Below are 25083 nucleotides of genomic sequence, written 5' to 3'. Positions count from 1 at the left end.
TTAAACCCGTATTTTGAGATTAGTTTAAACGGTTTTTTCTATCTATAAGCGCTAAAAAATATAAAGCCCTCAAATGAGGGCTTTATATGACAATCAGCTTCGATTAGTAATGCCAAGGAAACGCTGAAAAGTCCTGATCGCGTTTTTCGAGGAAAGCATCGCGCCCTTCCTGAGCTTCTGCGCTGGCATAGGCTAAGCGTGTCGCTTCACCCGCAAACAGTTGCTGACCGACCATGCCATCGTCTGTCATGTTAAAGCCGTACTTCAACATACGCATCGCTGTTGGCGATTTGGAGTTAATCTCTTTGGCCCATCTTAATGCTTCGACTTCGAGTTCTGCATGGGGAACCGATTTATTGACCATTCCCATGGCAAAGGCTTCATCGGCACTGTAGTTAAAGCCGCAGAAGAAAATTTCTCGCGCGCGCTTTTGGCCAATCATTTTGGCAAGATAAGCACTACCATAGCCAGAATCGAAACTCGCGACATCGGGATCGGTTTGTTTGAAGACGGCGTGTTCCTTCGAGGCTAAGGTTAAGTCGCAGACAACGTGTAAACTATGGCCGCCACCCACCGCCCAACCCGGCACGACGGCGATCACCACCTTAGGCATAAAGCGGATCAATCGTTGGACTTCGAGGATATGTAAACGCCCCATTCTGGCTAAATCGGCTTTGCCTTCTTCTGCGCCTTCATATTTATAACCATCTTTGCCGCGAATACGTTGATCGCCACCGGAGGAAAACGAATATTGTCCTTTGGCGGAGGGGCCATTGCCTGTGAGTAACACACAACCTACATCGGACCATTGGCGAGCGTGATCGAGGGCGATATACAACTCGTCGACCGTCTTTGGGCGGAAGGCATTGAGGCAATCTGGACGGTTGATGGCGATACGCACTGTGCCGTGGGCTTTGGCTCTATGGTAAGTGATATCGTCGAAATTAAATCCGCTGACTTCATCCCACAGTGCGGGATCAAAAATATCTGATACTGGTTTAGTCATGATACAAGGCCTATGTAATTGAAGTTCAAAGGCTAGGCGGAATCATGTCTTTGGTCAATCGCCTAAGCGTCATGCTTAGTGATGGGCTGCAAAATTCCGTTTGCCTGTAAGTGGGATTAGAGGTTATCGCAGATAAAAAACAGGTTATCTCGGCTAAAAATGGGGTGCTCGGGCGCTTTAGTGCCGCAATAGCTGTCTTTAAAATCGGCAATGCCGTCTTCGGTAAGTGGGATTTTATTAAATTCTTCGACTTCAGGAGCCGATAGTCGCTCCAAAATCTCTTTTCGAGCCTTAGTGCGTTTCTGATCGATCTTAATAATTTGGGTGCCCGTCATCGAACCCATTTTATTTTCTATCTTCTGAACCATTTCCTCTGTTTTAGCTATAGGTGCATCTAATTTGTCTGTTTCGGTGTATAAGTAATATAATGCACCACACAGGAGCGCTAATATGATCCAACCTTTCATCTTTTAGTCCAACATAAGTGAATAACCATTAATAATATGGGTATAATAAGCCAGTTTTCGTCCAATATTAAAGCAGTAAAAGGCTGTCACGATGAACGCAGAATCTAATAACAAGGACTATTCGAAAACCAATCGAATTAAGATTCACCAGCCAGATGAAAATAAGGCTGATCGCTTTAACCCCCGCAACCGGATTTATGTCCGGGCAATCGATGGATTATGGAGTAGCGTACGCCGCCGTATGGGTTGGGTCGCAATGCTCTTCTTCCTTATTCTGCCGTGGATCCCTTGGGGAGATCGTCAAGCCGTTTGGTTCAATCTGGGCGAGCAGAAGTTTCATGTCTTTGGCCTCACCATTTGGCCTCAGGATCTCACCTTACTCGCGGCTCTCTTTATGATAGCTGCCTTTGCACTGTTTTTCGTCACAACCTATCTTGGCCGCGTTTGGTGTGGTTATACCTGCCCGCAAACCGTGTGGACGTTTATGTTCATTTGGTTCGAGGAAAAACTCGAAGGTGCACGTAATAAACGCATCAAGCTAGATCAAATGCCATGGAACTTTGACAAACTTTGGCGCAAGACGGCAAAACACACTGCGTGGATTTTATTGTCGCTGCTCACAGCCATGACCTTCGTGTCTTATTTTGTGCCGAGCCGCGAAGTGTATGTCGATGTCTTTACCCTTAACGCATCAGGCGCAATCTACTTCTGGGTGGTGTTTTTTACCTTCGCAACATACGGTAATGCGGGTTGGATGCGTGAAATTATGTGTATCCATATGTGCCCCTATGCCCGTTTCCAATCGGCGATGTTTGATAAAAACACTTATATCGTAGGTTACGATGCAAAACGCGGTGAGACCCGCGGCCCGCGCTCACGCAAAGCCGACCCGAAAGAAATGGGATTAGGCGACTGCATCGACTGCGACCTCTGTGTCCAGGTTTGCCCAACGGGTATCGACATTCGTAACGGCTTGCAATACGAATGTATTAACTGCGGCGCCTGTATCGACGCTTGTGATCAAACCATGGAGCGGATGGGATATCCTCTGGGGCTGATTAGCTATACCACAGAGAATAAACTCGAAGGTATCAAAGAGAAGGTATTGCGTCCTAAGCTGGTGGGCTATGGCGTGGTGTTGGCTGCCATGATCCTGATCTTTATCTACGCGAGCGCGACGATTGCACCCGTGCGTATGGATATCATCCGCGACCGTAACCAACTTTATAGGGAAAACAATCAAGGGCTGATTGAAAACACCTTCACCCTGAAAATTCTCAATAAGACAGAACAAGCCCATGAATACACCATGAGTGTTGAAGGCCTCAACAACTATAAATGGTATGGACCAACCTCAGTGACGATTGCGGGTGGAGAGGTGTTAACTCTACCTATCAGTGTCGGGGTCGATCCGGTCGAACTTTCGCGCTCAGTGACTAACATCGAGATAAAAGTGAAAACCCATATCGATGGTGAAGAAGTCGAAGTCGAGCAAGAATCGCGTTTCTTCAGTCCGTAGTAAGTTTTTTGTTAAGTAAATGCATTCAAAAAGGGGCTGTTTAGCCCCTTTTTTATTCATATTGCTGGATATCTAGGCGTCTAGATGATTAATCGAAACTTTCTGTCAAAAAGCCCTTGCGTAAAAAGTTCTGCTGCCTATAATGCGCATCCACTGACACGGCAGACAGCGAAAGCAAGCGCGGTGACAGTGCGAATCGAATGCAAAATGTGCAGTTGATTCGAAAGCCTCAAGAAGTTTGCAAAAACGCCTTGACGCGACAAGGGAAATGCGTAGAATACGCAGCCCTGACCCGCTGAGCGGTAACGCGAAGTGAATGGTCAAATGCTCTTTAACAATCTAAACAAGAAATCTGTGTGGACACTCACAGGTGTTGAGTTAATCGAAATTACTCTGCCGTTTGGCGAGTAATCAAAATTTACATCAATGAATGAGTGTTCATAGCAATATGTACAACGACTTATTAAGTTAAGTCGATTCAGAATTCATTGAGCCGAATCTTCGGATTCACAAAACTTTTAATTGAAGAGTTTGATCATGGCTCAGATTGAACGCTGGCGGCAGGCCTAACACATGCAAGTCGAGCGGCAGCACAAGGGAGTTTACTCCTGAGGTGGCGAGCGGCGGACGGGTGAGTAATGCCTAGGGATCTGCCCAGTCGAGGGGGATAACAGTTGGAAACGACTGCTAATACCGCATACGCCCTACGGGGGAAAGAGGGGGACTTTCGGGCCTCTCGCGATTGGATGAACCTAGGTGGGATTAGCTAGTTGGTGAGGTAATGGCTCACCAAGGCGACGATCCCTAGCTGTTCTGAGAGGATGATCAGCCACACTGGGACTGAGACACGGCCCAGACTCCTACGGGAGGCAGCAGTGGGGAATATTGCACAATGGGGGAAACCCTGATGCAGCCATGCCGCGTGTGTGAAGAAGGCCTTCGGGTTGTAAAGCACTTTCAGTAGGGAGGAAAGGTTGTAAGTTAATACCTTGCAGCTGTGACGTTACCTACAGAAGAAGGACCGGCTAACTCCGTGCCAGCAGCCGCGGTAATACGGAGGGTCCAAGCGTTAATCGGAATTACTGGGCGTAAAGCGTGCGCAGGCGGTTTGTTAAGCGAGATGTGAAAGCCCCGGGCTCAACCTGGGAATTGCATTTCGAACTGGCAAACTAGAGTCTTGTAGAGGGGGGTAGAATTCCAGGTGTAGCGGTGAAATGCGTAGAGATCTGGAGGAATACCGGTGGCGAAGGCGGCCCCCTGGACAAAGACTGACGCTCAGGCACGAAAGCGTGGGGAGCAAACAGGATTAGATACCCTGGTAGTCCACGCCGTAAACGATGTCTACTCGGAGTTTGGTGTCTTGAACACTGGGCTCTCAAGCTAACGCATTAAGTAGACCGCCTGGGGAGTACGGCCGCAAGGTTAAAACTCAAATGAATTGACGGGGGCCCGCACAAGCGGTGGAGCATGTGGTTTAATTCGATGCAACGCGAAGAACCTTACCTACTCTTGACATCCAGAGAATTCGCTAGAGATAGCTTAGTGCCTTCGGGAACTCTGAGACAGGTGCTGCATGGCTGTCGTCAGCTCGTGTTGTGAAATGTTGGGTTAAGTCCCGCAACGAGCGCAACCCCTATCCTTATTTGCCAGCGCGTAATGGCGGGAACTCTAGGGAGACTGCCGGTGATAAACCGGAGGAAGGTGGGGACGACGTCAAGTCATCATGGCCCTTACGAGTAGGGCTACACACGTGCTACAATGGCGAGTACAGAGGGTTGCAAAGCCGCGAGGTGGAGCTAATCTCACAAAGCTCGTCGTAGTCCGGATTGGAGTCTGCAACTCGACTCCATGAAGTCGGAATCGCTAGTAATCGTGGATCAGAATGCCACGGTGAATACGTTCCCGGGCCTTGTACACACCGCCCGTCACACCATGGGAGTGGGCTGCAAAAGAAGTGGGTAGCTTAACCTTCGGGAGGGCGCTCACCACTTTGTGGTTCATGACTGGGGTGAAGTCGTAACAAGGTAGCCCTAGGGGAACCTGGGGCTGGATCACCTCCTTACCTATACGACTAACTCGATGTTTGTTGAGTGTTCACACAGATGGCTTGTTGAACTTCTCGAAAGAGGAGGGAGAGCGAAATGCACCGCGAGCCGGTAAGCATTGTTCTTTAACAATTTGGAAAGCTGATAGTAATTAACGCAATGATGTCTGTCGTTGTGTTAATACGAAAAAAATTGAGTTCTTAAAACACTTTTTAAGTGTCTTGAATATTCAAGTCTAAGGCGAGTCCATCTTCTTGGTCGAAGATGAGACAAGTAAAACCAGCTGGTCGCAACAGCGCAAGTGATGTGAAACTCATTTGGGTTGTATGGTTAAGCGACTAAGCGTATACGGTGGATGCCTTGGCAGTCAGAGGCGATGAAGGACGTAGTAACTTGCGAAAAGCGTTGGCGAGCTAGTAACAAGCATTTGAGCTAACGATGTCCGAATGGGGGAACCCAGCAGCATAAGCTGTTATCACTGCATGAATACATAGTGTAGTGAGGCAAACGAGGGGAACTGAAACATCTAAGTACCCTTAGGAAAAGAAATCAACCGAGATTCCCCTAGTAGCGGCGAGCGAACGGGGATTAGCCCTTAAGTCAGAGGGGTGTTAGTGGAATGGTCTGGAAAGTCCAGCGGCACAGGGTGATAGCCCCGTACACGAAAACTAACCTTTGATGAAAACGAGTAAGGCGGGACACGTGATATCCTGTTTGAATATGGGGGGACCATCCTCCAAGGCTAAATACTCCTGACTGACCGATAGTGAACCAGTACCGTGAGGGAAAGGCGAAAAGAACCCCTGTGAGGGGAGTGAAATAGAACCTGAAACCGTATACGTACAAGCAGTGGGAGCGGTTCTTGAGACCGTGACTGCGTACCTTTTGTATAATGGGTCAGCGACTTACGTTTTGTAGCGAGGTTAAGCGAATAGCGGAGCCGTAGGGAAACCGAGTGTTAACTGCGCGTTTAGTTGCAAGGCGTAGACCCGAAACCCGGTGATCTAGCCATGGGCAGGTTGAAGGTTGAGTAACATCAACTGGAGGACCGAACCGACTAATGTTGAAAAATTAGCGGATGACTTGTGGCTGGGGGTGAAAGGCCAATCAAACCGGGAGATATCTGGTTCTCCTCGAAAGCTATTTAGGTAGCGCCTCGGACGAACACCTTTGGGGGTAGAGCACTGTTAAGGCTAGGGGGTCATCCCGACTTACCAACCCTTTGCAAACTCCGAATACCAAAGAGTGCTATCCGGGAGACAGACGGCGGGTGCTAACGTCCGTCGTCAAAAGGGAAACAACCCAGACCGTCAGCTAAGGTCCCAAAGTGTATGTTAAGTGGGAAACGATGTGGGAAGGCTTAGACAGCTAGGATGTTGGCTTAGAAGCAGCCATCATTTAAAGAAAGCGTAATAGCTCACTAGTCGAGTCGGCCTGCGCGGAAGATGTAACGGGGCTAAACATACCACCGAAGCTACGGGTGCAATCCATTAGGGTTGCGCGGTAGAGGAGCGTTCTGTAAGCCGTTGAAGGTGAAGGGGTAACCCACGCTGGAGGTATCAGAAGTGCGAATGCTGACATGAGTAACGATAAAGGGGGTGAAAAACCCCCTCGCCGAAAGACCAAGGGTTCCTGTCCAACGTTAATCGGGGCAGGGTGAGTCGACCCCTAAGGCGAGGCCGAAAGGCGTAGTCGATGGGAAACAGATTAATATTTCTGTACTTCCGCTAACTGCGATGGAGAGACGGAGAAGGCTAGGCTAGCGCGGCGTTGGTAGTCCGCGTTTAAGGTGGTAGGTGGGTGACTTAGGCAAATCCGGGTCACTATACACTGAGAGCTGATGACGAGTCCCCAAGGGGATGAAGTAGTTGATGCCATGCTTCCAGGAAAATCTTCTAAGCTTCAGGTTAGCGGGAATCGTACCCCAAACCGACACAGGTGGTCGGGTAGAGAATACCAAGGCGCTTGAGAGAACTCGGCTGAAGGAACTAGGCAAAATGGTACCGTAACTTCGGGAGAAGGTACGCTGCTGTTGGTGATGGGACTTGCTCCCTAAGCTGACGGCAGTCGCAGATACCAGGTGGCTGCAACTGTTTATCAAAAACACAGCACTGTGCAAAATCGCAAGATGACGTATACGGTGTGACGCCTGCCCGGTGCCGGAAGGTTAATTGATTGGGTTATCGCAAGAGAAGCTCATGATCGAAGCCCCGGTAAACGGCGGCCGTAACTATAACGGTCCTAAGGTAGCGAAATTCCTTGTCGGGTAAGTTCCGACCTGCACGAATGGCGTAATGATGGCCACGCTGTCTCCAGCCGAGACTCAGTGAAGTTGAAATTGCGGTGAAGATGCCGTATACCCGCGGCTAGACGGAAAGACCCCGTGAACCTTTACTATAGCTTGGCACTGAACATTGACCCTACATGTGTAGGATAGGTGGGAGACTTTGAAGCGGGAACGCTAGTTCTCGTGGAGTCGTCCTTGAAATACCACCCTTGTAGTGTTGATGTTCTAACTTGGGCCCCTAATCGGGGTTAAGGACAGTGCCTGGTGGGTAGTTTGACTGGGGCGGTCTCCTCCCAAAGAGTAACGGAGGAGCACGAAGGTTGGCTAAGTACGGTCGGACATCGTACGGTTAGTGCAATGGCATAAGCCAGCTTAACTGCGAGACAGACACGTCGAGCAGGTACGAAAGTAGGTCATAGTGATCCGGTGGTTCTGAATGGAAGGGCCATCGCTCAACGGATAAAAGGTACTCCGGGGATAACAGGCTGATACCGCCCAAGAGTTCATATCGACGGCGGTGTTTGGCACCTCGATGTCGGCTCATCACATCCTGGGGCTGAAGTCGGTCCCAAGGGTATGGCTGTTCGCCATTTAAAGTGGTACGCGAGCTGGGTTCAGAACGTCGTGAGACAGTTCGGTCCCTATCTGCCGTGGGCGTTGGATGATTGAGGGGAGTTGCTCCTAGTACGAGAGGACCGGAGTGAACGAACCGCTGGTGTTCGGGTTGTCATGCCAATGGCATTGCCCGGTAGCTATGTTCGGAATCGATAACCGCTGAAAGCATCTAAGCGGGAAGCGAGCCCCAAGATGAGTCATCCCTTGGACTTTAAGTCCACTAAAGAGCCGTTCGAGACTAGGACGTTGATAGGTCAGGTGTGTAAGCGTTGTGAGGCGTTGAGCTAACTGATACTAATGACTCGAGAGGCTTAACCATACAACCCAGATGGGTTTTACTAAGTAATCCTTAGACGAATACAAACACTTAAGAAGTGGAACTCAATCCAGCTTTCCGAATTCATTTACTGCCTGCATGAGATAAGCCGGGTAAGTAAATAGCAAATTTGCTTGGTGACAATAGCATTGTGGTCCCACCTGATCCCATCCCGAACTCAGAAGTGAAACGCAATCGCGCCGATGGTAGTGTGGGGTCTCCCCATGTGAGAGTAGGTCATCGCCAAGCGCCTAATTAAACAATGAAGCCAGCTGAATAAGCTGGCTTTTTTGTTTTTGTTATTTTCTGTTTTATTAACTTATTTTCTATTCTTCACTTTATCGTCTCGTTTGCTAGCGGTTCTTTCAATCGATTAGCGTATTTAGTCTAAAATAACTCCACTTATGTTAAGTCTTTTTGCTTAGTAACGGGTTTCCCGTTAGCATACTGGGCGTCCATCTTTTTATTAAAGACATTTGGCTACCCATGCTTCGTAAACTCTCGCTCGCAGTATTGATACCTGTCTGCATGCTGGCACTTTATTTAGTGTTGGTTACGGCTGAGTATTTCTATGAGAGCGAGCTGGTACGTAATGAACTGGCGGATCGCCAGGTGAACCAGATAAAGCAGCAACTTTTACGTATGCAAACGATAGTGCAGTCGGCACAAGCGTTACAAGATGTTGAACGTATCGAGCAGGAAGTCTCTCTGGCAACCTTAGATATGAATGTCATGGTTTATATCTTGCTGGATGCGAATAGCCGGATTCGATTTGCAAATCATACTGTTTGGCGTGATAGCAATGCCATTGAAGTGATTGATGGTTACGATGTGGTCCGGCATCATGCCGTGGTGCAATCTGGACAGGCGAGTGTTTCAATTAATCCAGACCGATTATCGATTCAAGCCTATTATCCCGTCGATGCTCAATATCCTGGAGCGACAGAGCTTATCTATCTTGAGTCTGATCTCGCGCCGTTAGTGGCTAAAGCTTCAACCGAATTACAACAACGATTTATGCGTGTCTGGGGACTCGGGGCGCTGTTGTTAATCGGTTTTACCTTTGTTCTATATTACCTCTTGATCCGTCCATTCAAGATGTTAAGCGAATCGGCGAAGCATGTAGGCACTCCTGAGTTTTCGACTCAAGTGCCTTGGAGTGCCTCCGAGGTCTTGTCTCTACAAACGACACTGCAGCAGGTTCATGAACATTTAGGACGTGCAGTTAAGCAGCTTAACGATAGTGAGCAACGTTGGTTGTTTGCGGTTGAAGGTTCACGCAATGGGATCTGGGATTGGAATATTCGTTCTGGCGAAGTTTTTTTGTCCGATCGTTGGAAGGAAATGATTGGCTATCAACCCGACGAGCTAGAGGAAGTGTTCCAGACCTGGGAAACGCGTTTGCATCCCGATGATAAGCAAGCCGTGTTGGACTGCCTGCAAGAGTATGTCTGTGGCAAGACTAAAGAATTTGAGAGTGTCCATCGCTTACAACATAGAGATGGGCATTATGTTTGGGTATTTGACCGTGGCATGTTAGTCGACTGGGACCACCTTGGTCGACCGACTCGAATGATCGGCATTCATGTCGATGTTTCGGAGAGTGAGCGAAACCATGCTGCGATCGCCGAATTAGTGAAGCAATCTGTGGCTGGGCCTAAGATGCTCCCCGAAACCTTTATGGCGCAGTTATCCCAATACCTTAATCAGCGAACCAGTGCGGGGCATTGGGGGGCTTTGTTATTACTCAATGTTGAAACCCTTGGGGCGAATAATACTCTTACATCCCATGAGCTTGAGCGATTGTTGTCGCAATTAAGTGCAAGGCTATCGAGTTATTTTGCTGAAAATATTGTCGTTGCTCATCTCGAATTGGGTCGGTTCGCCTTGTTAGCTAAGGAGTTGGCTGCCGATGCGAATATGGCCGGACGTCGAGCCTTGGCGTTGGCTACTGAGCTTAAACAAATCGCCACTCGTCCCTTCCATTATGGTGAACATGATTTTCGTTTAAATGCGAATATTGGGATTTGCTTATTAGATTCTGTGGATACGCTTGCGCCAGAACTCGCAGTGCGACGTGCCGAACTGGCGATGCAGCATGCTCAGTCTAGTGAACACGCAGGTTGCGCTTTCTATCACCCAGATTTAGAACGCTCGCAGGATACTGAGTCGTCTTTATTGAACAGATTAGAGCGTGCAATTGCCGAAAATCAGTTGTCGTTAATGTTCCAGCCAGTGGTGGATATGCAGGGCAAGATAGTGTCGGCCGAGGTTTTATCCCGCTGGCATTTAGCGGATGGGGAAATTGTCCCGGTCGCTAAATTTATTGATTTAGCCGAGCGCCATGGTTTGATTGCATCGCTCGATTTAAATGTGGCTACGCGCGTTTGCCAGTTGATTAAGCAATTGAAACAACAGGGTATTAACCTGCCACGTTTAACTTTGAATATTAGTACCTTATCTTTCTGCCAAGCCGATTTTGTCGAGCAATTGGTTGCGTTAACCCGTCGCTACGAGCTGGATGACAATCAGCTGGGTATTGAGTTAACCGAGAGTGCATTACTAACATCAACCTCCTTTATTCAGCCGAGGATGAGTCTGCTCGCAGAAGCAGGGGTGGCAATAACCCTAGATAACTTTGGTGCGGGACAGGGCGCCTTGAGTTGCTTGCGTCACTATCCCTTGCATGAGGTGAAACTCGATTTACATTGTGCCGCTAACTTAACGAACGATGCGAGCTGGAGCCAAGCGCTGATTCAGTCTGTACAATCCTTTAACTTGCCTATCGTGGCCAAAGGTGTCGAATCACCACAGCAACAGCAACTCTTTAGCCGCTTAGGTTGTACCCGCTTCCAAGGCTACAATATTGCTCGCGCCTTAAGTGTTAATGACTTTAAACAGCTTGTTTGTCCACGTCCCTTGTTGCGTAGCGTTTAAAAAAGTCGAGTGCGTAATTAAGCGCTTGATTACGGTAGCTATCTTTCTCCATAAAAATCTCATGGGCAGCCCCTGCAATCACTTTTAATTGGCAATTTGAGCTTACCGCCAGATTTTGGGCGGCATTGTCGACAATCTTATCCTCACTGGCTTGCAGGATCAGAATGGGCGTACGGATATGTGCCGTGGCCAAGACACAGGCATCGGCCGCATCTAAGGATTCAGTCAACCAGCGGTTAGTCGGTGAGCCTAATTGCAGCTTTGGCGCCGCATCGTACAACTCTCTATAGGCTTGATAACGGCTCTGGCAGTGGGTGAGATCATTGCCCTTAAAGGGAGCGGCCTTATAGTTTTGCCCGCTGAGCACGTAGTTAGGTTCTCCACCATTGAGGCTGGCATCGAGCTTACTCGCAAGCCAACGGACAAACCCTTTTGGCATAGGTAACTTAATGCCATACATGGGGGCTGAGAATGCCGCCGCCGTAAACACATCTGGATGTTGTTTTAGATACAAGGTACCGATGGCGCCGCCCATAGAATGCCCGAGCAAGAATAATGGCGAAGTGGCATGTTTGAGTACAACGGTTTGCATAAACAGGGCAAAGTCGTCGATATAGTCGTTGAACCGCCGCACGTGGCCTTGATGGGGATTGGCCGTCATGCGGCTTGATAATCCCTGGCCGCGGTGATCGATGGCAAACACCGAATAACCTTGCTGATACAAGTCAAATACCAATTCTTGATACTTTAAGTAGGACTCTACTCGACCACTGCTGATTACAATGCTGGCATGGGCCTTGGGATGCTTGACCATCATATAGGCTAAGGTTAATCCATCGGGCGTTTTGAGTGTGTCTTGGACAACGGTCTGCCAGAAGGCTTGCTGTTCAGAAGTATTTAAATCGTGTTCCGTTGAAAAAGCTACCTTGGAAAACTCTTCCCTTGGAAAGTTTAGGGGCGTTTGGCTCATACTCTGTCGCACATCTCGGGCAAAAAGGTTTGCTAGAGTGTATCAGAGAACTGGGGCGGGCAGGAAAGGGAGCTGGAAAATACCCGCTCCCTTGGATGAGCTTAAATCGCGGCTTTTTGCGCTTCGATAAAGTCGTTTATTTGCTGCTCCAGCACCGACATAGGCACAGAACCATTCTCTAATACGGCGTCGTGGAAGGCGCGAATATCAAATTTATCGCCTAAGGCTTGCTCGGCTTTCGCGCGTAGACGTTTAATGGTGAGCTCACCAATCTTGTAGGAGAGCGCTTGCCCTGGCCAAGTAATGTAACGGTCAATTTCAGTGGTCACATTGTGGAGCGATAATGCCGTGTTGCTCGCCATAAACTCGATGGCTTGCTCTCGACTCCAGCCTTGGGCGTGCATCCCCGTATCGACAACGAGGCGCGCGGCGCGCCACATCTCATAGGTTAGGCGCCCAAAGTTACTGTAAGGATCTTGATAGAATCCCGCTTCTAATCCTAAGTATTCGCTATACAATCCCCAACCTTCACCAAAGGCCGAAATATAGCTGTAGCGACGAAAATCAGGCAATGAGCTCAGTTCGGAGTTGAGTGAAATCTGCAGATGATGCCCGGGCACGGCTTCGTGCAGCGTTAGTGCTTCGAGTTCATAGAGCGGACGCTTATCTAAGGCGTAGGTATTAACCCAATAGTAACCCGGCTCGTCATCACGATTTGAGCCTGAATAACGGCCTGAGGTGTATTTGGGGGCGATTTCAGCAGGCACTGGCGCGATACCATAGGGTTTTCGCGGCAATTTACCAAAATATTTGGGCAAAATGGCATCGGCTTTTTTAGCAATAAATGCCGCTTCCTTCAGGAGCTGATCCGCACTAGTAGTATAAAACTGGGGATCGGTTCTTAAGAAATGTAAAAAGTCGGCAAAGCTGCCTTTAAAGCCAACAGACTTAATGACTTGCTCCATTTCCTGGCGGATACGTTTTACTTCTTTTAAACCAAGCTCGTGCACTTCGGCCGAGGTCATATTTAAGGTCGTGTAGTAACGAACGCGGTTCTCATAGAAGGCATCGCCATCGGGTAAGCTGTTGGCGGCAATATTTTCCCGAGTGTTGGGCATATACTCCTGAGTCATAAAATCATAAAAAGCCTGATAGGTCGGGAGCACATTCTGCTCGACCGATGCTCGGCCTTCTTGGGTCAGTTGCGCTTTTTGCGCCTCGGTAAAGTGGCTTGGATATTGAGTAAAAGGCTTAAAATAACTGCTTTTCTCTACTGGTAAGATGTAGGCACTAATGCTGTTTTCAAATCCCTTGAGCGTGGCTTTAGGCGGTGTGATCCCTTCCTTTAAGCCTTGTTTTAACCAATGGGTTTGCTGGGCAAAATAGGTCGGTAGCGCCTTAAGCTTACCTAGGTAGTTTTGGTAATCTTCTAGGGTGTTGAATCGCCCTTGTGCAATGGAGGATATATAGGCGTGGAAGCCGCTCTCTGCGGTGATTGGCAGGTAGTAATCCTTGTATTTATACAGGTCGACCTCGTTCTGGATCTGATCCTCAAGGATTTGGGCGTTGATTTTATCTTCTTTACTCAGCTTGCTGCGATCCAGGGCTTTCAATTGGGCCAGAATGGCAATTTGTCCCTGGTTGAGTTTGGCTAAGGCTTCTGGGGACAGATCTTGCAGTTTACCCGCAGCACTCTTATCCCCCATTCCATAGGCCATTTCAGGGCTGGCACTGAGTTGGAGTTGCCAACTTTGATCCACAATCGCTTGCAAGGCCGGAGCCATAGTCTTGGCTGTGGATTGTGCAACAGCCACGGTTGTCTGTGCGGTTGGTGCAGACGGGGGCTGAGCCGCGCTACAGGCACTCAGGGCGCAAATCAGTAAGCTTGGGGTAAAGAGTTTATGCATGATTTATCTCGGATATTTTCGTTGTTATTGAAGTCATTATGCCTGAGGTTTACCCCAGATGGTTGTACGCATATTAAGCAGAATTGTGACTGAATGTGAATTTAAATCCCGCCCTTAGCTGAGTGCCACCAAAGAATGCGTGTTAAACTTAGGGTCCGCCCTAGACCAAATAACAAAAGCATTGGCTGGGTAGTTCACATAGGGGTTAATTATGATCAATACATCCATTCCATTGGTGGATTTGCATCGTCACTTAGATGGTAACGTGCGAGTGAACACCATTTGGGAACTCGGACACCAACACGGCATTGCTTTGCCTGCCGATTCTTTAGAGAGTCTCGCGCCATTTGTACAAATTCAGGGGAAAGAAACCAGCTTAGTCGCCTTCTTGAAGAAGCTTGACTGGATGGTGGCCGTTCTCGCTGATTTAGATGCGGTAAAACGTGTCGCCTATGAAAACGTGGCGGATGCGGCGTTATCAGGCCTTGATTATGCGGAGCTGCGTTTTAGCCCATATTACATGGCGATGAACCATAAACTACCGATTGAAGGTGTGGTTGAAGCGGTTATCGACGGGGTGAAAGCGGGCCTGAAAGATTACCAAGTTAAAATCAATCTAATCGGGATTATGTCGCGCTCCTTCGGCCAAGCCGCTTGTACTCAGGAGCTTGAAGGCCTGCTCGCACATAAACAACATATAATCGCGATGGATTTAGCCGGCGATGAGCTTGGCTTCCCTGGCGAATTGTTTAACGAGCACTTTAAGCGAGTGCGAGATGCGGGCTTAGCCATTACCGCCCATGCGGGGGAGGCGGCGGGTTCACAAAGTATGTGGCAAGCGATTCAGGAACTGGGGGCGACACGTATCGGCCATGGCGTGAATGCGATTCACGATCCTAAGTTGATGGAATATCTCGCTAAACACCGTATCGGTATCGAATCTTGCCCAACCAGCAACCTGCACACATCGACCGTGTCTTCCTATGCGGAACATCCCTTCAGAACCTTTATGGATGCGGGTGTGTTGATAAGCCTGAACACCGATGATCCGGGTGTGAGTGCGATTGATATCAAGCATGAGTACCGTATTGCTAAGTCTGAACTGGGTCTAAGCGATGCAGAGCTGGCTCAGGTGCAACGCAACGGGGTGGAAATGGCGTTTTTATCCGAGAGTGAGCGCAAGGCGCTGTATGCGGCTAAAGCTTAAGTAAGTAGCTTTATTTCCCAATAAAAAAATCCGACATTTGAGTCGGATTTTTTTATTGGAGATGCGTCAGTGTTAGATCACACGGGAGAACTGTTGTTGACGCGCTTTTTGACGGTAGTAAAGGTCGAAGCACATACAGATATTGCGGATCAACAGGCGGCCTGTGGGGCTGATGGTGATCTTTCTGTCGGTGACGTCGACTAACTTATCGTCGATAAAGGTTTGCAGCAGTTTTAAGTCTTCGGCGAAGTATTCCTCGAACTTAATCCCTAGTTTCTCGTCCATTTTTGCCATATCTAAATCGAAGTGGCAGATCAGTTGTTTGATTACGACGCGGCGGATTTCATCGTCACGGTTCAGGCTACAACCTTTCCACAGTGCATGTCCGTCTTTGTCGATGGCTTCGTAGTAAGGACGAATATCCTTCTGGTTTTGCGCATAACAATCGCCGATTTGGCTGATTGAAGACACGCCAAGACCGAGCAGATCGCATTCTTCTTGGGTGGTATAACCCTGGAAGTTGCGGTGCAGTTTGCCTTCGCGTTGCAGCTTAGCCAGCTCATCGTCAGGCTTAGCGAAGTGGTCCATGCCAATGTACTGATAACCAGCGCCAGTTAAGGTCTCGATCGTTTGATGCAACATCTCGAGTTTTTGTTTCGGCGAAGGTAAGTGCTCATCTTTAATCTTACGCTGCGCGGCAAAACGTGCGGGTAAGTGGGCATAGTTGAACACAGAAAGACGATCGGGCGACAGGTCTAACACGCGCTGCATGGTGGCGGCGAATGTTTCGGGTGTCTGATGTGGCAGCCCGTAAATTAAGTCAATATTGGTTGAGACAAATCCCATGGCCTTGGCTTTGGCCATTAAATCGAAAATAAATTGCTCGTCCTGCTCACGGTTAACCGCGACTTGTACTTCTTTATTGAAGTCCTGCACCCCGATAGAAATGCGGTTAAAGCCCGCTTCTTTTAAGGTGTCGAGCATTGAAAGCTCAATTTCACGCGGGTCAACTTCGATAGAGAACTCACCTTCAGCGGCAAAGTTAAAGTTAGCCTTGATTAAGTCGGTTAACTTCAGAATTTGCTCAGGATTTAAGAAAGTTGGCGTGCCGCCGCCCCAGTGCATTTGGGTGACTGTGTAGTGCTTAAACAGCGGAGCACGCTTAATAATTTCGTGGCTCAAATACTCGATATATTGATCGGCCTTGTGGGCGTGGCGAGTGATAACTTTATTACAACCACAGTAATAGCAAAGTTTGGCGCAGAAGGGGATGTGAATATACAGCGACAGTTTGTCACTCTTACTGTTTTCAATCGCCGTTAACAGGTTTTGTTCAGTGAATGAATCATCGAACTCCAGCGCCGTTGGGTAAGAAGTGTAACGGGGACCGCTGTAGTTATATTTTTCGATCATCGACTGATCCCAGCTTATCTGAGTGGGCTGCTTCAAGGCGTGTCCTCCGAGGGTAAATTAGCAACAAGCGAAGTATGCAAGGTTCTTAGCCAAATAACCTTGATCTAGGTTGTAAAAATGATGTCTGTCCTTTTAGAAGTTACGCAATATCTATGAAAAAGGAGCCAATGTCTGTTGTTTTTTGGAGGTTTTGTGCACAGGCTCACGGGAAGCCGTACTCTGTGTGGGAAAAGAAATGCGGGAGAGATTGGGCCTCAAAGCCAAGGATTTGGCCTTGAGGCTAATATCGTGAGCTTAATGCGGGGCTTTTAACTGATAACTGGAGAGCTTTTTGGCATCGGCGGTAATGTCTTCGGCCAGTTCTGCTTCAGATTTCATGCGGACAAAATCGAGCTTCATCCGTTCTTGCTTCGGCAGGGCTTGGCGAGCTTCCATAATCGGGTGGTCTTTAATCAGCTCAAAGTGTTGGAAGAATGCCGGGAACTCAGGCGCAACCCGCTCGCTTAAGGATAAAATTTCAAATAAACGGCCAATCCTCACCACGCCTTCGGAGATTTCACAGCGGTCATCAATCATGGCGGTGGCGATATAACGAATATCTTCTAGCACTTGGGCGCGCTTCGCGTTAGCGGCCGCTTCACGTTCGGCAGTGAGCGCCTGTTGGCGTTGTTTCTGTTGCTTGAGTTTGAGGAGTAAGAAGGTGGCGTAGCTACTGAGGGCAACAATGATGATAAAACCAAGCAGGATAAGAGTGGTAGACACGTAAACTCCTTGTTTAGACTGCATAAAAACAAAGGCTGAGCGCTTTGTTTTTATGCATATTCTAAGATTTAAAACTTATCTTGATAATCTTTTAGCAGGTCGGCACCGGATTCAAAGCGATCGAACAGGTCATCATCTGAATCGGCTTTAGATTTTGCTGGCGCTTCATCTTCTAGCTCATCGCTGATACCCAATTTAATCATCAGGGCTTCAATCTTGTTCAGCTGCTGATCTAACCACTGTTGGTCGTCATTGCTTAAGTTACGGCCTTCTTCGAGCATATCGAGCAACTGGTTCAGTCTTGGATCTTCTTCCAACTTCAGCAGTTTTTGCTCGTCGGTTAGCTTAGGTTGCTTAACCTTTGGTGTGGCAGGCTTTTCTGTTGCAGTTGGTAAGGCCAATGCCACAGGCTTTTTGCTGCCATGGCGAGGATCTTTGCTCTGCGCAGCCTTTTTCTGTGGTGCTTGAGCATTGATCAGTGCTTCATTATGACGACTGCCAGACTTATTGCCCTTTTCGGCGCGCTTGCCAGTGACTTCTGCACGGTCCTGCTTTTTCACTCTTGGCTGTAATTTAGGGCTATTCTCGCCGCCCTTGCGTGTTTTCTTGCTACGAGACATGATTTTCTCAATTGTTTACAACGTATGGCCTAGCCGATACGGGGTCGACTCGGTACTAAATTCGGTCGGCTGTTATACCAGATTATGATGTTTTTTGCATCAAAACGAGGTCTTTCGCGGCAAATAATAGTTCAAAATCGCTATTACTCGCTAGGTATTCAAAGGTTTGTCTTTGGTAAAAACTCACGTGAGTGAGATTGTTTTTATAATGCCATTTAGCAAAGCCTTCTAAATCAATTAATAAGGGAGTGCTAATCGCTAACCAGCCGCCCGATTTAAGTAAACGGGTCAGTAGACTCCATTCTCTGCTGGGATGCTGAAAATGCTCAAAAACTCGGTAGCAGCAAATAAAATCATACTCTTGCTTAAGCGTTTCGTGGTCTGGCGCGAAGAAAGGATCATACTGCTTGAAAGTGTGCCCCGCCGATTCAATGGTCGCCAGACTGGTTTGATCTAACACGCGGCCAAAATTTAAGCCCGTAAGGCTACCTTTTTGCTGCAATTGTATTTGTGTCAGTAGCGGTAAAATAAATTGCGACAGTTGGCGCTGTTTGGAGGCAATCCGCGAACGGCCATAACGTTGTTTTTCTGCTGCGGGAGGAAGATGACTATTTGCGTCTGCAAAGGTGAGTCCGCATGTCTGGCAAACATAAAAACACCGTTTCTTGTCCTGAAGGAGCAACAGTGTTTGCGTGCTATGACAAAGGGGACATCTGCGCATTGAGTCAACTAGAAAAGTATTAAGGTCTTGATTGTAACAATTATATTGCGGAAGTGCACTTTCGGAGCTAGATGTATGCTGGTGGATTATCACAAAGAAAAACAAAGAAAAAAGGCGGCAGTTAAACTGCCGCCTTACAAACGGTGCATTTTGCACCCTATTCTGATTCCAAGTATCCTTACTTGCTATGCGACTTTCCCGGTCGGTATCCTTCTTTTTTTACTGCTTTCCCTGCATCATTTTAGTTATCGGTCTTCCAGACACTTAATTAGTTTCTGTTGCCATCCAGACCACAGTTTCCGTAGATGGTCTCAAGACACATCTTTATTACAGCGTCATCAATGACGTTAAGTTAACCATCCATGTTGCTTGAAGTACCTTCCAGTGATAACAAGCTTCCAGCCAGTGCATCCAAAGCTATTAGCTTCCTTTGCTACAGTTTGAATCATTCAAACTGTGTCCTGATGGGGCAAGTTACCCTGAGTGTAAGGCGATTTGCTTATCGCAAATTGGCGTTATCGGCCATCCCTTACAAAAATGTACTGACCGGGATTTCAAGGCGAAATCACTGCTCTTATTATTATTAGAGAGTGGTCTTAGTTATATTATTGTTATTGAGAGTCTTTATTCTTATATCTTGAATGTTAATTATACCGAAATCTGCAAGTTATTATTAATTTATTTGTACAAACAGATGGGTTTATCTCGGTACGGGGCTTATTAAACCCAAATCTGTGATCTATGTCAAGCATGAATCTTTATCAGTTTACGTTAACGTAAACTTTGCGGCGATAAAAAAGGGTGAAAGTGCACCCTTTTTTATCGCTAAAACCTATTTCAGGCTAGCAATGTACTTAGATAATGCTTCGATATCACTGTCGCTTAACTTTTTCGCGACATCTTGCATCATGCCGTTGAGGTCGTTGTGGCGACCTGCATCACGGAACTTAGTCAGTTGGATCTTGATGTAGTTAGCGTGTTGACCGGCTAATGCAGGGAAACCTGCTGATTCAGCACCTTTAGCATCTGGACCATGACATGCCATACAAGCTGTGATGCCGCGTGATACATCGCCACCTTTGTAAAGTTTTGCACCTAGCTCAGGAACATCTTTCGCTTCAGCAACTTGGATTGCTTGGCTAGAGAAATAAGCGCTGATATCAAGAATATCTTGATCGCTTAGAGGCATTGCCATACCACTCATGATAGGATCCATACGACCATCTTTACCGCCAGATTGCGCCGCACTACGGAAATCATGTAGTTGCTTTTGGAGGTATGTGGCGTGTTGGCCCGCAAGCTTAGGGTACATATCGATCATACTGTTACCGTCCATGCCGTGACAGGCAGAACAAACGATAACTTTAGTTTTTCCCGCTTCAGCATTACCTTCAGCAATCGCAGGTGAAGATATGGCGGCAACTACAACAGACAGCGCAAGAGCTAACTTTTTCATGGCGTTCCAACTTCTGGTTAAGATTATTATCCTGAGCTTACTAGGGTGACCCGCAAGCGTGGTAAAATATGTTTAATGTGATCGGGGTAATATTTTACACGAAAACGTGGAAAAGTAAGCAATTCTTCATAAATTATGGTATTGCGCAGTAAATATATTGGAGTAAATAGTGACTGAATCTCATATAGATTTTCGCAGGGCGAAGTTTTTAATCAGTGCACCTGACATTGCACATTTGGATCAATATCTGCCCGGCGACGTTGGTGTTGAGATTGCTTTTGCTGGTCGCTCCAATGCCGGAAAATCGAGTGCGCTCAATGCATTAACTGAGCAGAAAAACTTAGCGCGTACCAGTAAAACGCCGGGGCGAACTCAGCTAATTAACGTATTTGAACTCGATGCGCAGCGCCGATTAGTCGATTTACCGGGTTACGGCTTTGCCCAAGTGCCTTTAGCCATGAAATTAAAGTGGCAACAATCCCTCGGCGAATATTTGCAGAAGCGTGCGTGCTTAAGTGGCGTTGTGGTATTGATGGATATTCGTCATCCGTTGAAAGATCTGGATATGCAGATGATCGAATGGGCGGTTGCGAGTGAAATTCCGGTACTCGCATTACTGACTAAGTCCGATAAATTGGCGCAAAGCGCGAAGATGAAAACCGTGAACGAAGTGCGTAAAGCGCTGGTTGAATTTGGTGATTGGGTACAGGTTGAGCCTTTTTCTGCGCTCAAGGGCACGGGCAAACCTAAAGTGCTGAGTATCTTAAATGAATGGTGTCATCCGCAATGGTTGGCCGATGAGTTAGAAAACCAAGACGACGCCGAGTAAGTCATTTGCTTTATGGTCGGATGCCTTGAGTGCATTTGGCCATCTTCCCCTGCGATATCCCGTTATATTCCCTTATAAAACAATCGATTTCCACCCCTCAAATTTTGGGCAAAAAAATAGCCGATAACATTAGTCACCGGCCAAAATTTTAGCTCTTTTGGGGAGAAGCTAAATTCAACAAGACTCAAGCACCATCAAATTACCTTCAATGGTTCTCAATGAAGACAGCATACATCGAATTTACCTTTTATTAAAGTAAATACTCTAAAATTTACTCGCCTTTGTTGAAATCATCCCTAGACTGAAAAAAGAGCAAAAAAAAGCCCCAGCAAACAAGTTGCTGGGGCGCCAGAATTTGGCTCGTCACTATAAGTGAAATAAAGGTCTGAAAGATAGAACATCTTAACCTCTGTACCCTACGCAGAGAATAATACGCTATTTATCTCTAAATGGAAAACAGTTTTTTTGAAAAAGTGATAATTGTGTGCGGTAGATCTCAAGTTTTAGGTGAAAAAAGCAGCGGTGTTTGATCTGATATTTTCACAAAAGACATTTAAACCACTGATTTCGCTAAATTTACCGTATTTTTAGTACAGAACTGATCAATTCGTCAGATTTAATGTTTTTACTCTATTTTGGTGATTGTTCTGGGTTGTATCCATCAGCGAACGATTGTTTAGGCTTGTATGGAGTGTCACGCAGATAGCTGGTTGTGTTTATAGCGGTGTTGAAGCTGCGAGAATTGAGGGGAGATAACATTTAGTGACTGAGAGTATTGTATGGAGAGTCGAATGCTGCTTCCCGCTCTTGAGAGGGGAGCCCATCAGGGGATTCGCCAGAGTAAACAATTTCTCCTCATCTTGTTCTCTGCGATGTCGAGTTTAGCGGCACCTAAAAGTTGCACCAAATACAAAGGCCCATCCTGTAACGGATGAGCCTTAGTACGAGTCAGCAACGAGTGTTAGAAGTTAAAGTCTAGCGTTTGAATGCTAGTGGGCTTGGTCCCAGTTATCGCCAATACCAGCTTCTGCCAGAAGTTCCACATCCAGATTGGCTGCTTTTGCCATAAGTTCACACACCTTGAGCTTGAGTGTTTCGGCTTTATCTGCATCGACTTCGAATACTAATTCGTCGTGGACTTGCATGATCATGGCGATTTCACCTTGGGTATCGGTTTTTATCCAATCGGCAATGCTGATCATGGCTTTTTTAATGATATCCGCGGCGGTGCCTTGCATTGGGGCGTTAATCGCGGCTCTTTCTGCTGCTTGGCGGCGCATAGCATTGCGGTCGCGAATTTCGGGTAAATACAAACGGCGCCCAAATAGCGTAGAGACATAGCCAAGTTCTGCTGCACTGGCTCGTGTTTCTTCCATATACCTTAATACGCCTGGATAGCGAGCGAAGTAAGTGTCGATGTAAGTTTGTGCCTCGTTGCGGGGAATGTCGAGCTGACGCGCCAATCCAAAGGCGGACATGCCATAGATAAGGCCAAAGTTAACGGCTTTGGCGCGGCGACGCTGCTCCGAGGTGACGCTGTCAAAGTCGGTGCCAAATACTTCGGCGGCGGTGGCTCTGTGAATGTCTTTGCCTTCAGCGAAGGCTTTGAGTAAGCCCGCATCTTGGGATAAATGCGCCATGATGCGTAATTCAATCTGCGAATAGTCGGCGGCCAAAATCTTACGTCCTTGAGGTGCAATAAAGGCTTGGCGAATACGACGACCTTCCTCGGTGCGGATAGGAATATTCTGTAGGTTTGGTTCGCTCGAGGATAAACGCCCCGTTGCGGCGTTGGCCTGATGGTAGCTTGTGTGTACCCGACCCGTTTTCGCGTTCACCATTAGAGGGAGCTTGTCGGTGTAAGTACTCTTTAACTTGGTCAGGCTTCTATGCTCAAGGATTACTTTGGGCAGAGGGAAATCCAGCGCCAACTCAACCAGTACTTCTTCCGCGGTAGAGGGGGCGCCCTTAGGGGTTTTTTTGATGACAGGATAACCCAGCTTTTCAAAAAACAGCACTTGTAGTTGCTTTGGTGAGCTTAAATTGAATTTTTCACCTGCAATATCATAAGCTTTTGTTTCTAACTCATCGATTTTACGGGCAAGTTCATCACTCTGTTGGCCGAGCAACATACTATCGATAAACACACCTTGGCGTTCAATATCGGACAGTATTTGGATCAGCGGCAGTTCAATATCGGTAAAGACTGAGGCTAATTCGGTCTCTTTTTCGAGTCTTGGCCACAAATGTTGATGTAGGCGTAGGGTAATATCGGCATCTTCCGCCGCATAGGGCGCAGCTGTTTCCAACGGAATTTGGTTGAAGGTCAGCTGTTTAGCACCTTTACCTGCGATATCTTCAAAGGCGATATTTTTATGGCCTAGGTATTTAAGCGCCAACCCATCCATATCATGGCGTGAGGCGACCGAGTTAAACACATAGGATTCGAGCATAGTGTCGAATATCACGCCTTGGAGTTGTATGCCTGCATTGGCCAATACGCTGATGTCATATTTCAGGTTTTGACCGACTTTTTTGAGCTTGGCGTCTTCGAGTATCGGGCGCAGTTTTTCGAGTGCAGTTTGCTTGTCTAATTGTTGAGGCGCGCCAACATAATCGTGGGCTAAGGGCAGATAGGCGGCTTTACCCGCTTCAAGTGCAAAGGACAGGCCAACCAATTCCGCAACCATATAGTCGAGGCTGGTGGTCTCGGTATCCACGGCCATTAATGGCGCTTGCTTGAGTTTGGCAATCCACTCATCGAGTTGAGCTTCGGTCAGAATCGTATCATATTGGGTTTCAATCGTGACGCTGGGCGTTGATTCTTCTTGGATTTCTGCCGTTTCGACTTTTGCTGTGGCTGTCGTTGGTGCCTTATTATCTAAGACTTCGGCAAGCCAGCGTTTAAATTCCATCTCGCCGTAGCACTTGATCAGCTCATCCCTGTCTGCGGGTTTGGCGGTAAGTTCGTGCCAATCTTGTTCGAGCTTAACATCGGTTTTAATGGTGGCAAGCTCATAGGACAGTTTTAGCATGTCGGCATTGTCGATGATTTTTGCCGCCATGGTTTTTGCGCCCCTAAAGCCTAATTCGGTGACTTTTTCGGGCTCTGCAAGCAAATTGGCGACACTGCCCGCCCCTGTGAGCATAGCTAATGCGGTTTTTTCGCCTACGCCGGGTAAACCGGGAATGTTATCTGCCTTGTCGCCCATCAGCGCCAAGAAATCGATGATTCTGTCTGGACCAACACCATATTTAGCCGCAACCTCTTCAGGGCCCATGATGGTATCTGTCATGGTGTTGATCAGCGTGACATTTTCATCAACCAGCTGCGCCATGTCTTTATCGCCAGTGCTGATAAGTACGGCGCGGTTTTCGCGGCTAGCCTGGCGAGCGATAGTGCCGATAACATCGTCCGCCTCAACACCGGGAATAGAGATTAAGGGCAAGCCCAAGGCACGGATAATACGGTGTAGTGGTTCAATTTGTGAGCGCAGGTCATCCGGCATAGGTGGGCGATGCGCCTTGTATTCTTCATATAAGTCATTGCGGAAGGTTTTGCCTTTAGCGTCGAACACCACAGCGATATGGCTAGGTTGATAACGGCTTAATAAACTGCGAAGCATATTCACTACGCCATAAACAGCACCAGTAGCTTCGCCCTTTGAGTTTGTCAGGTGAGGAGGCGCATAATAGGCGCGATATAAATAAGAAGATCCATCCACAAGGACAAGTGGGTTATTGGCTATGGTAGGCATAAGTAATTTTCGTTTATCGATGACTTAGATGGCGGTAAGCATGCCACAGATACGGTATTTCAGCCACGGCAAATTGACTCTCAGCCTGTGGATAACTCTGTGAGTGAAAAAGTCAACTGTGAATAATGGCGATGTTTACGGCTTGGTGCGATATTTTTAAGTTGTTGATTTTTATATTTTTAAAATATTTGTGTGAGTTCAATACTGTTTCTTGAAAAATCTTCCTGATTTGTGGATTTTTTCTTGAC

General features: G+C 47.5%; 14 protein-coding genes and 3 rRNA genes. 7 read left to right on the top strand and 10 right to left on the bottom strand.

The genetic code is table 11. From position 1 onward, the window contains the following. Positions 1 to 103: 103 nt before the first annotated feature. Together N7386_RS21285 and N7386_RS21280 are read right to left on the bottom strand one after the other, a co-directional pair. Positions 104 to 1006, bottom strand: a complete 903-nt coding sequence (locus N7386_RS21285; protein WP_011627707.1) for a 1,4-dihydroxy-2-naphthoyl-CoA synthase — start codon at positions 1004 to 1006, stop codon at positions 104 to 106. Positions 1007 to 1122: 116 nt separating this feature from the next. After that, the gene (locus tag N7386_RS21280) at positions 1123 to 1473 is read right to left on the bottom strand and encodes a hypothetical protein (RefSeq protein WP_086903502.1); all 351 of its coding nucleotides are present in this window, start codon (positions 1471 to 1473) and stop codon (positions 1123 to 1125) included. A 91-nt stretch (positions 1474 to 1564) separates the two neighbouring features. On the opposite strand from N7386_RS21280, the gene ccoG reads away from it, so the two are divergent. From ccoG to N7386_RS21255, 5 genes are all read left to right on the top strand, one after another. Then, positions 1565 to 2992, top strand: a complete 1428-nt coding sequence (ccoG, locus tag N7386_RS21275; RefSeq protein ID WP_086903501.1) for a cytochrome c oxidase accessory protein CcoG — start codon at positions 1565 to 1567, stop codon at positions 2990 to 2992. A gap of 519 nt (positions 2993 to 3511) precedes the next feature. Continuing rightward, positions 3512 to 5054 (top strand): 16S ribosomal RNA (locus N7386_RS21270). 311 nt (positions 5055 to 5365) lie between these two features. Next, positions 5366 to 8258 (top strand): 23S ribosomal RNA (locus N7386_RS21265). A gap of 130 nt (positions 8259 to 8388) precedes the next feature. Continuing rightward, positions 8389 to 8504: ribosomal RNA gene (gene rrf / locus N7386_RS21260) — 5S ribosomal RNA — on the top strand. Together the 16S, 23S and 5S rRNA genes form the textbook arrangement of a ribosomal RNA operon. Positions 8505 to 8741: 237 nt before the next feature. Beyond that, a complete protein-coding gene (locus N7386_RS21255; RefSeq protein ID WP_279770917.1) occupies positions 8742 to 11192 on the top strand; it encodes an EAL domain-containing protein in 2451 nt (816 codons plus the stop codon). On the opposite strand, the gene N7386_RS21250 is transcribed toward N7386_RS21255, so the two are convergent. Further along, positions 11149 to 12162 carry an alpha/beta fold hydrolase gene (locus N7386_RS21250; protein WP_011624635.1) on the bottom strand — a complete coding sequence of 338 codons (1014 nt, stop codon included), beginning with the start codon at positions 12160 to 12162 and terminating at the stop codon, positions 11149 to 11151. The two genes, N7386_RS21255 and N7386_RS21250, sit on opposite strands and share 44 nt — an antisense overlap. A 101-nt stretch (positions 12163 to 12263) precedes the next feature. Further along, positions 12264 to 14069: a DUF885 domain-containing protein gene (locus tag N7386_RS21245; protein ID WP_279770915.1), complete on the bottom strand. Its 1806-nt coding sequence runs from the start codon at positions 14067 to 14069 to the stop codon at positions 12264 to 12266. Positions 14070 to 14280: 211 nt separating this feature from the next. On the opposite strand from N7386_RS21245, the gene add reads away from it, so the two are divergent. Beyond that, positions 14281 to 15276, top strand: coding sequence for an adenosine deaminase (gene add, locus N7386_RS21240; protein ID WP_279770913.1), 996 nt, complete (start codon positions 14281 to 14283; stop codon positions 15274 to 15276). Between the two features lie 72 nt (positions 15277 to 15348). On the opposite strand, the gene hemN is transcribed toward add, so the two are convergent. The 5 genes from hemN to N7386_RS21215 form a co-directional block, all read right to left on the bottom strand. After that, the gene (hemN, locus tag N7386_RS21235) at positions 15349 to 16725 is read right to left on the bottom strand and encodes an oxygen-independent coproporphyrinogen III oxidase (protein ID WP_084796735.1); all 1377 of its coding nucleotides are present in this window, start codon (positions 16723 to 16725) and stop codon (positions 15349 to 15351) included. Between the two features lie 258 nt (positions 16726 to 16983). Continuing rightward, a complete protein-coding gene (locus tag N7386_RS21230) occupies positions 16984 to 17451 on the bottom strand; it encodes a DUF2489 domain-containing protein (protein ID WP_279770910.1) in 468 nt (155 codons plus the stop codon). Positions 17452 to 17519: 68 nt separating this feature from the next. Continuing rightward, a complete protein-coding gene (yihI, locus tag N7386_RS21225; RefSeq protein WP_279770908.1) occupies positions 17520 to 18071 on the bottom strand; it encodes a Der GTPase-activating protein YihI in 552 nt (183 codons plus the stop codon). 82 nt (positions 18072 to 18153) lie between these two features. After that, entirely contained in the window at positions 18154 to 18792 is a 639-nt protein-coding gene (locus N7386_RS21220) for a class I SAM-dependent methyltransferase (RefSeq protein WP_279771092.1), read from the bottom strand. 832 nt (positions 18793 to 19624) lie between these two features. Then, complete coding sequence (locus tag N7386_RS21215) at positions 19625 to 20248, bottom strand: c-type cytochrome (protein WP_011624628.1); 624 nt, start codon at positions 20246 to 20248, stop codon at positions 19625 to 19627. Positions 20249 to 20417: 169 nt separating this feature from the next. Between N7386_RS21215 and yihA the strand changes: the two genes are divergently transcribed. Further along, positions 20418 to 21077 (top strand): ribosome biogenesis GTP-binding protein YihA/YsxC, encoded by a 660-nt coding sequence (yihA, locus tag N7386_RS21210; protein ID WP_011624627.1) that lies wholly within the window; start codon positions 20418 to 20420, stop codon positions 21075 to 21077. Positions 21078 to 22066: 989 nt separating this feature from the next. Here the strand turns inward: yihA and polA are convergent. After that, positions 22067 to 24835 (bottom strand): DNA polymerase I, encoded by a 2769-nt coding sequence (gene polA, locus N7386_RS21205; protein WP_279770905.1) that lies wholly within the window; start codon positions 24833 to 24835, stop codon positions 22067 to 22069. Positions 24836 to 25083 lie beyond the last annotated feature (248 nt).

The organism is Shewanella sp. GD04112 (genome assembly GCF_029835735.1).
In the GTDB taxonomy this organism is placed as follows: Bacteria; Pseudomonadota; Gammaproteobacteria; order Enterobacterales; family Shewanellaceae; genus Shewanella.
This window is presented reverse-complemented; position numbering and strand designations above follow the sequence as displayed.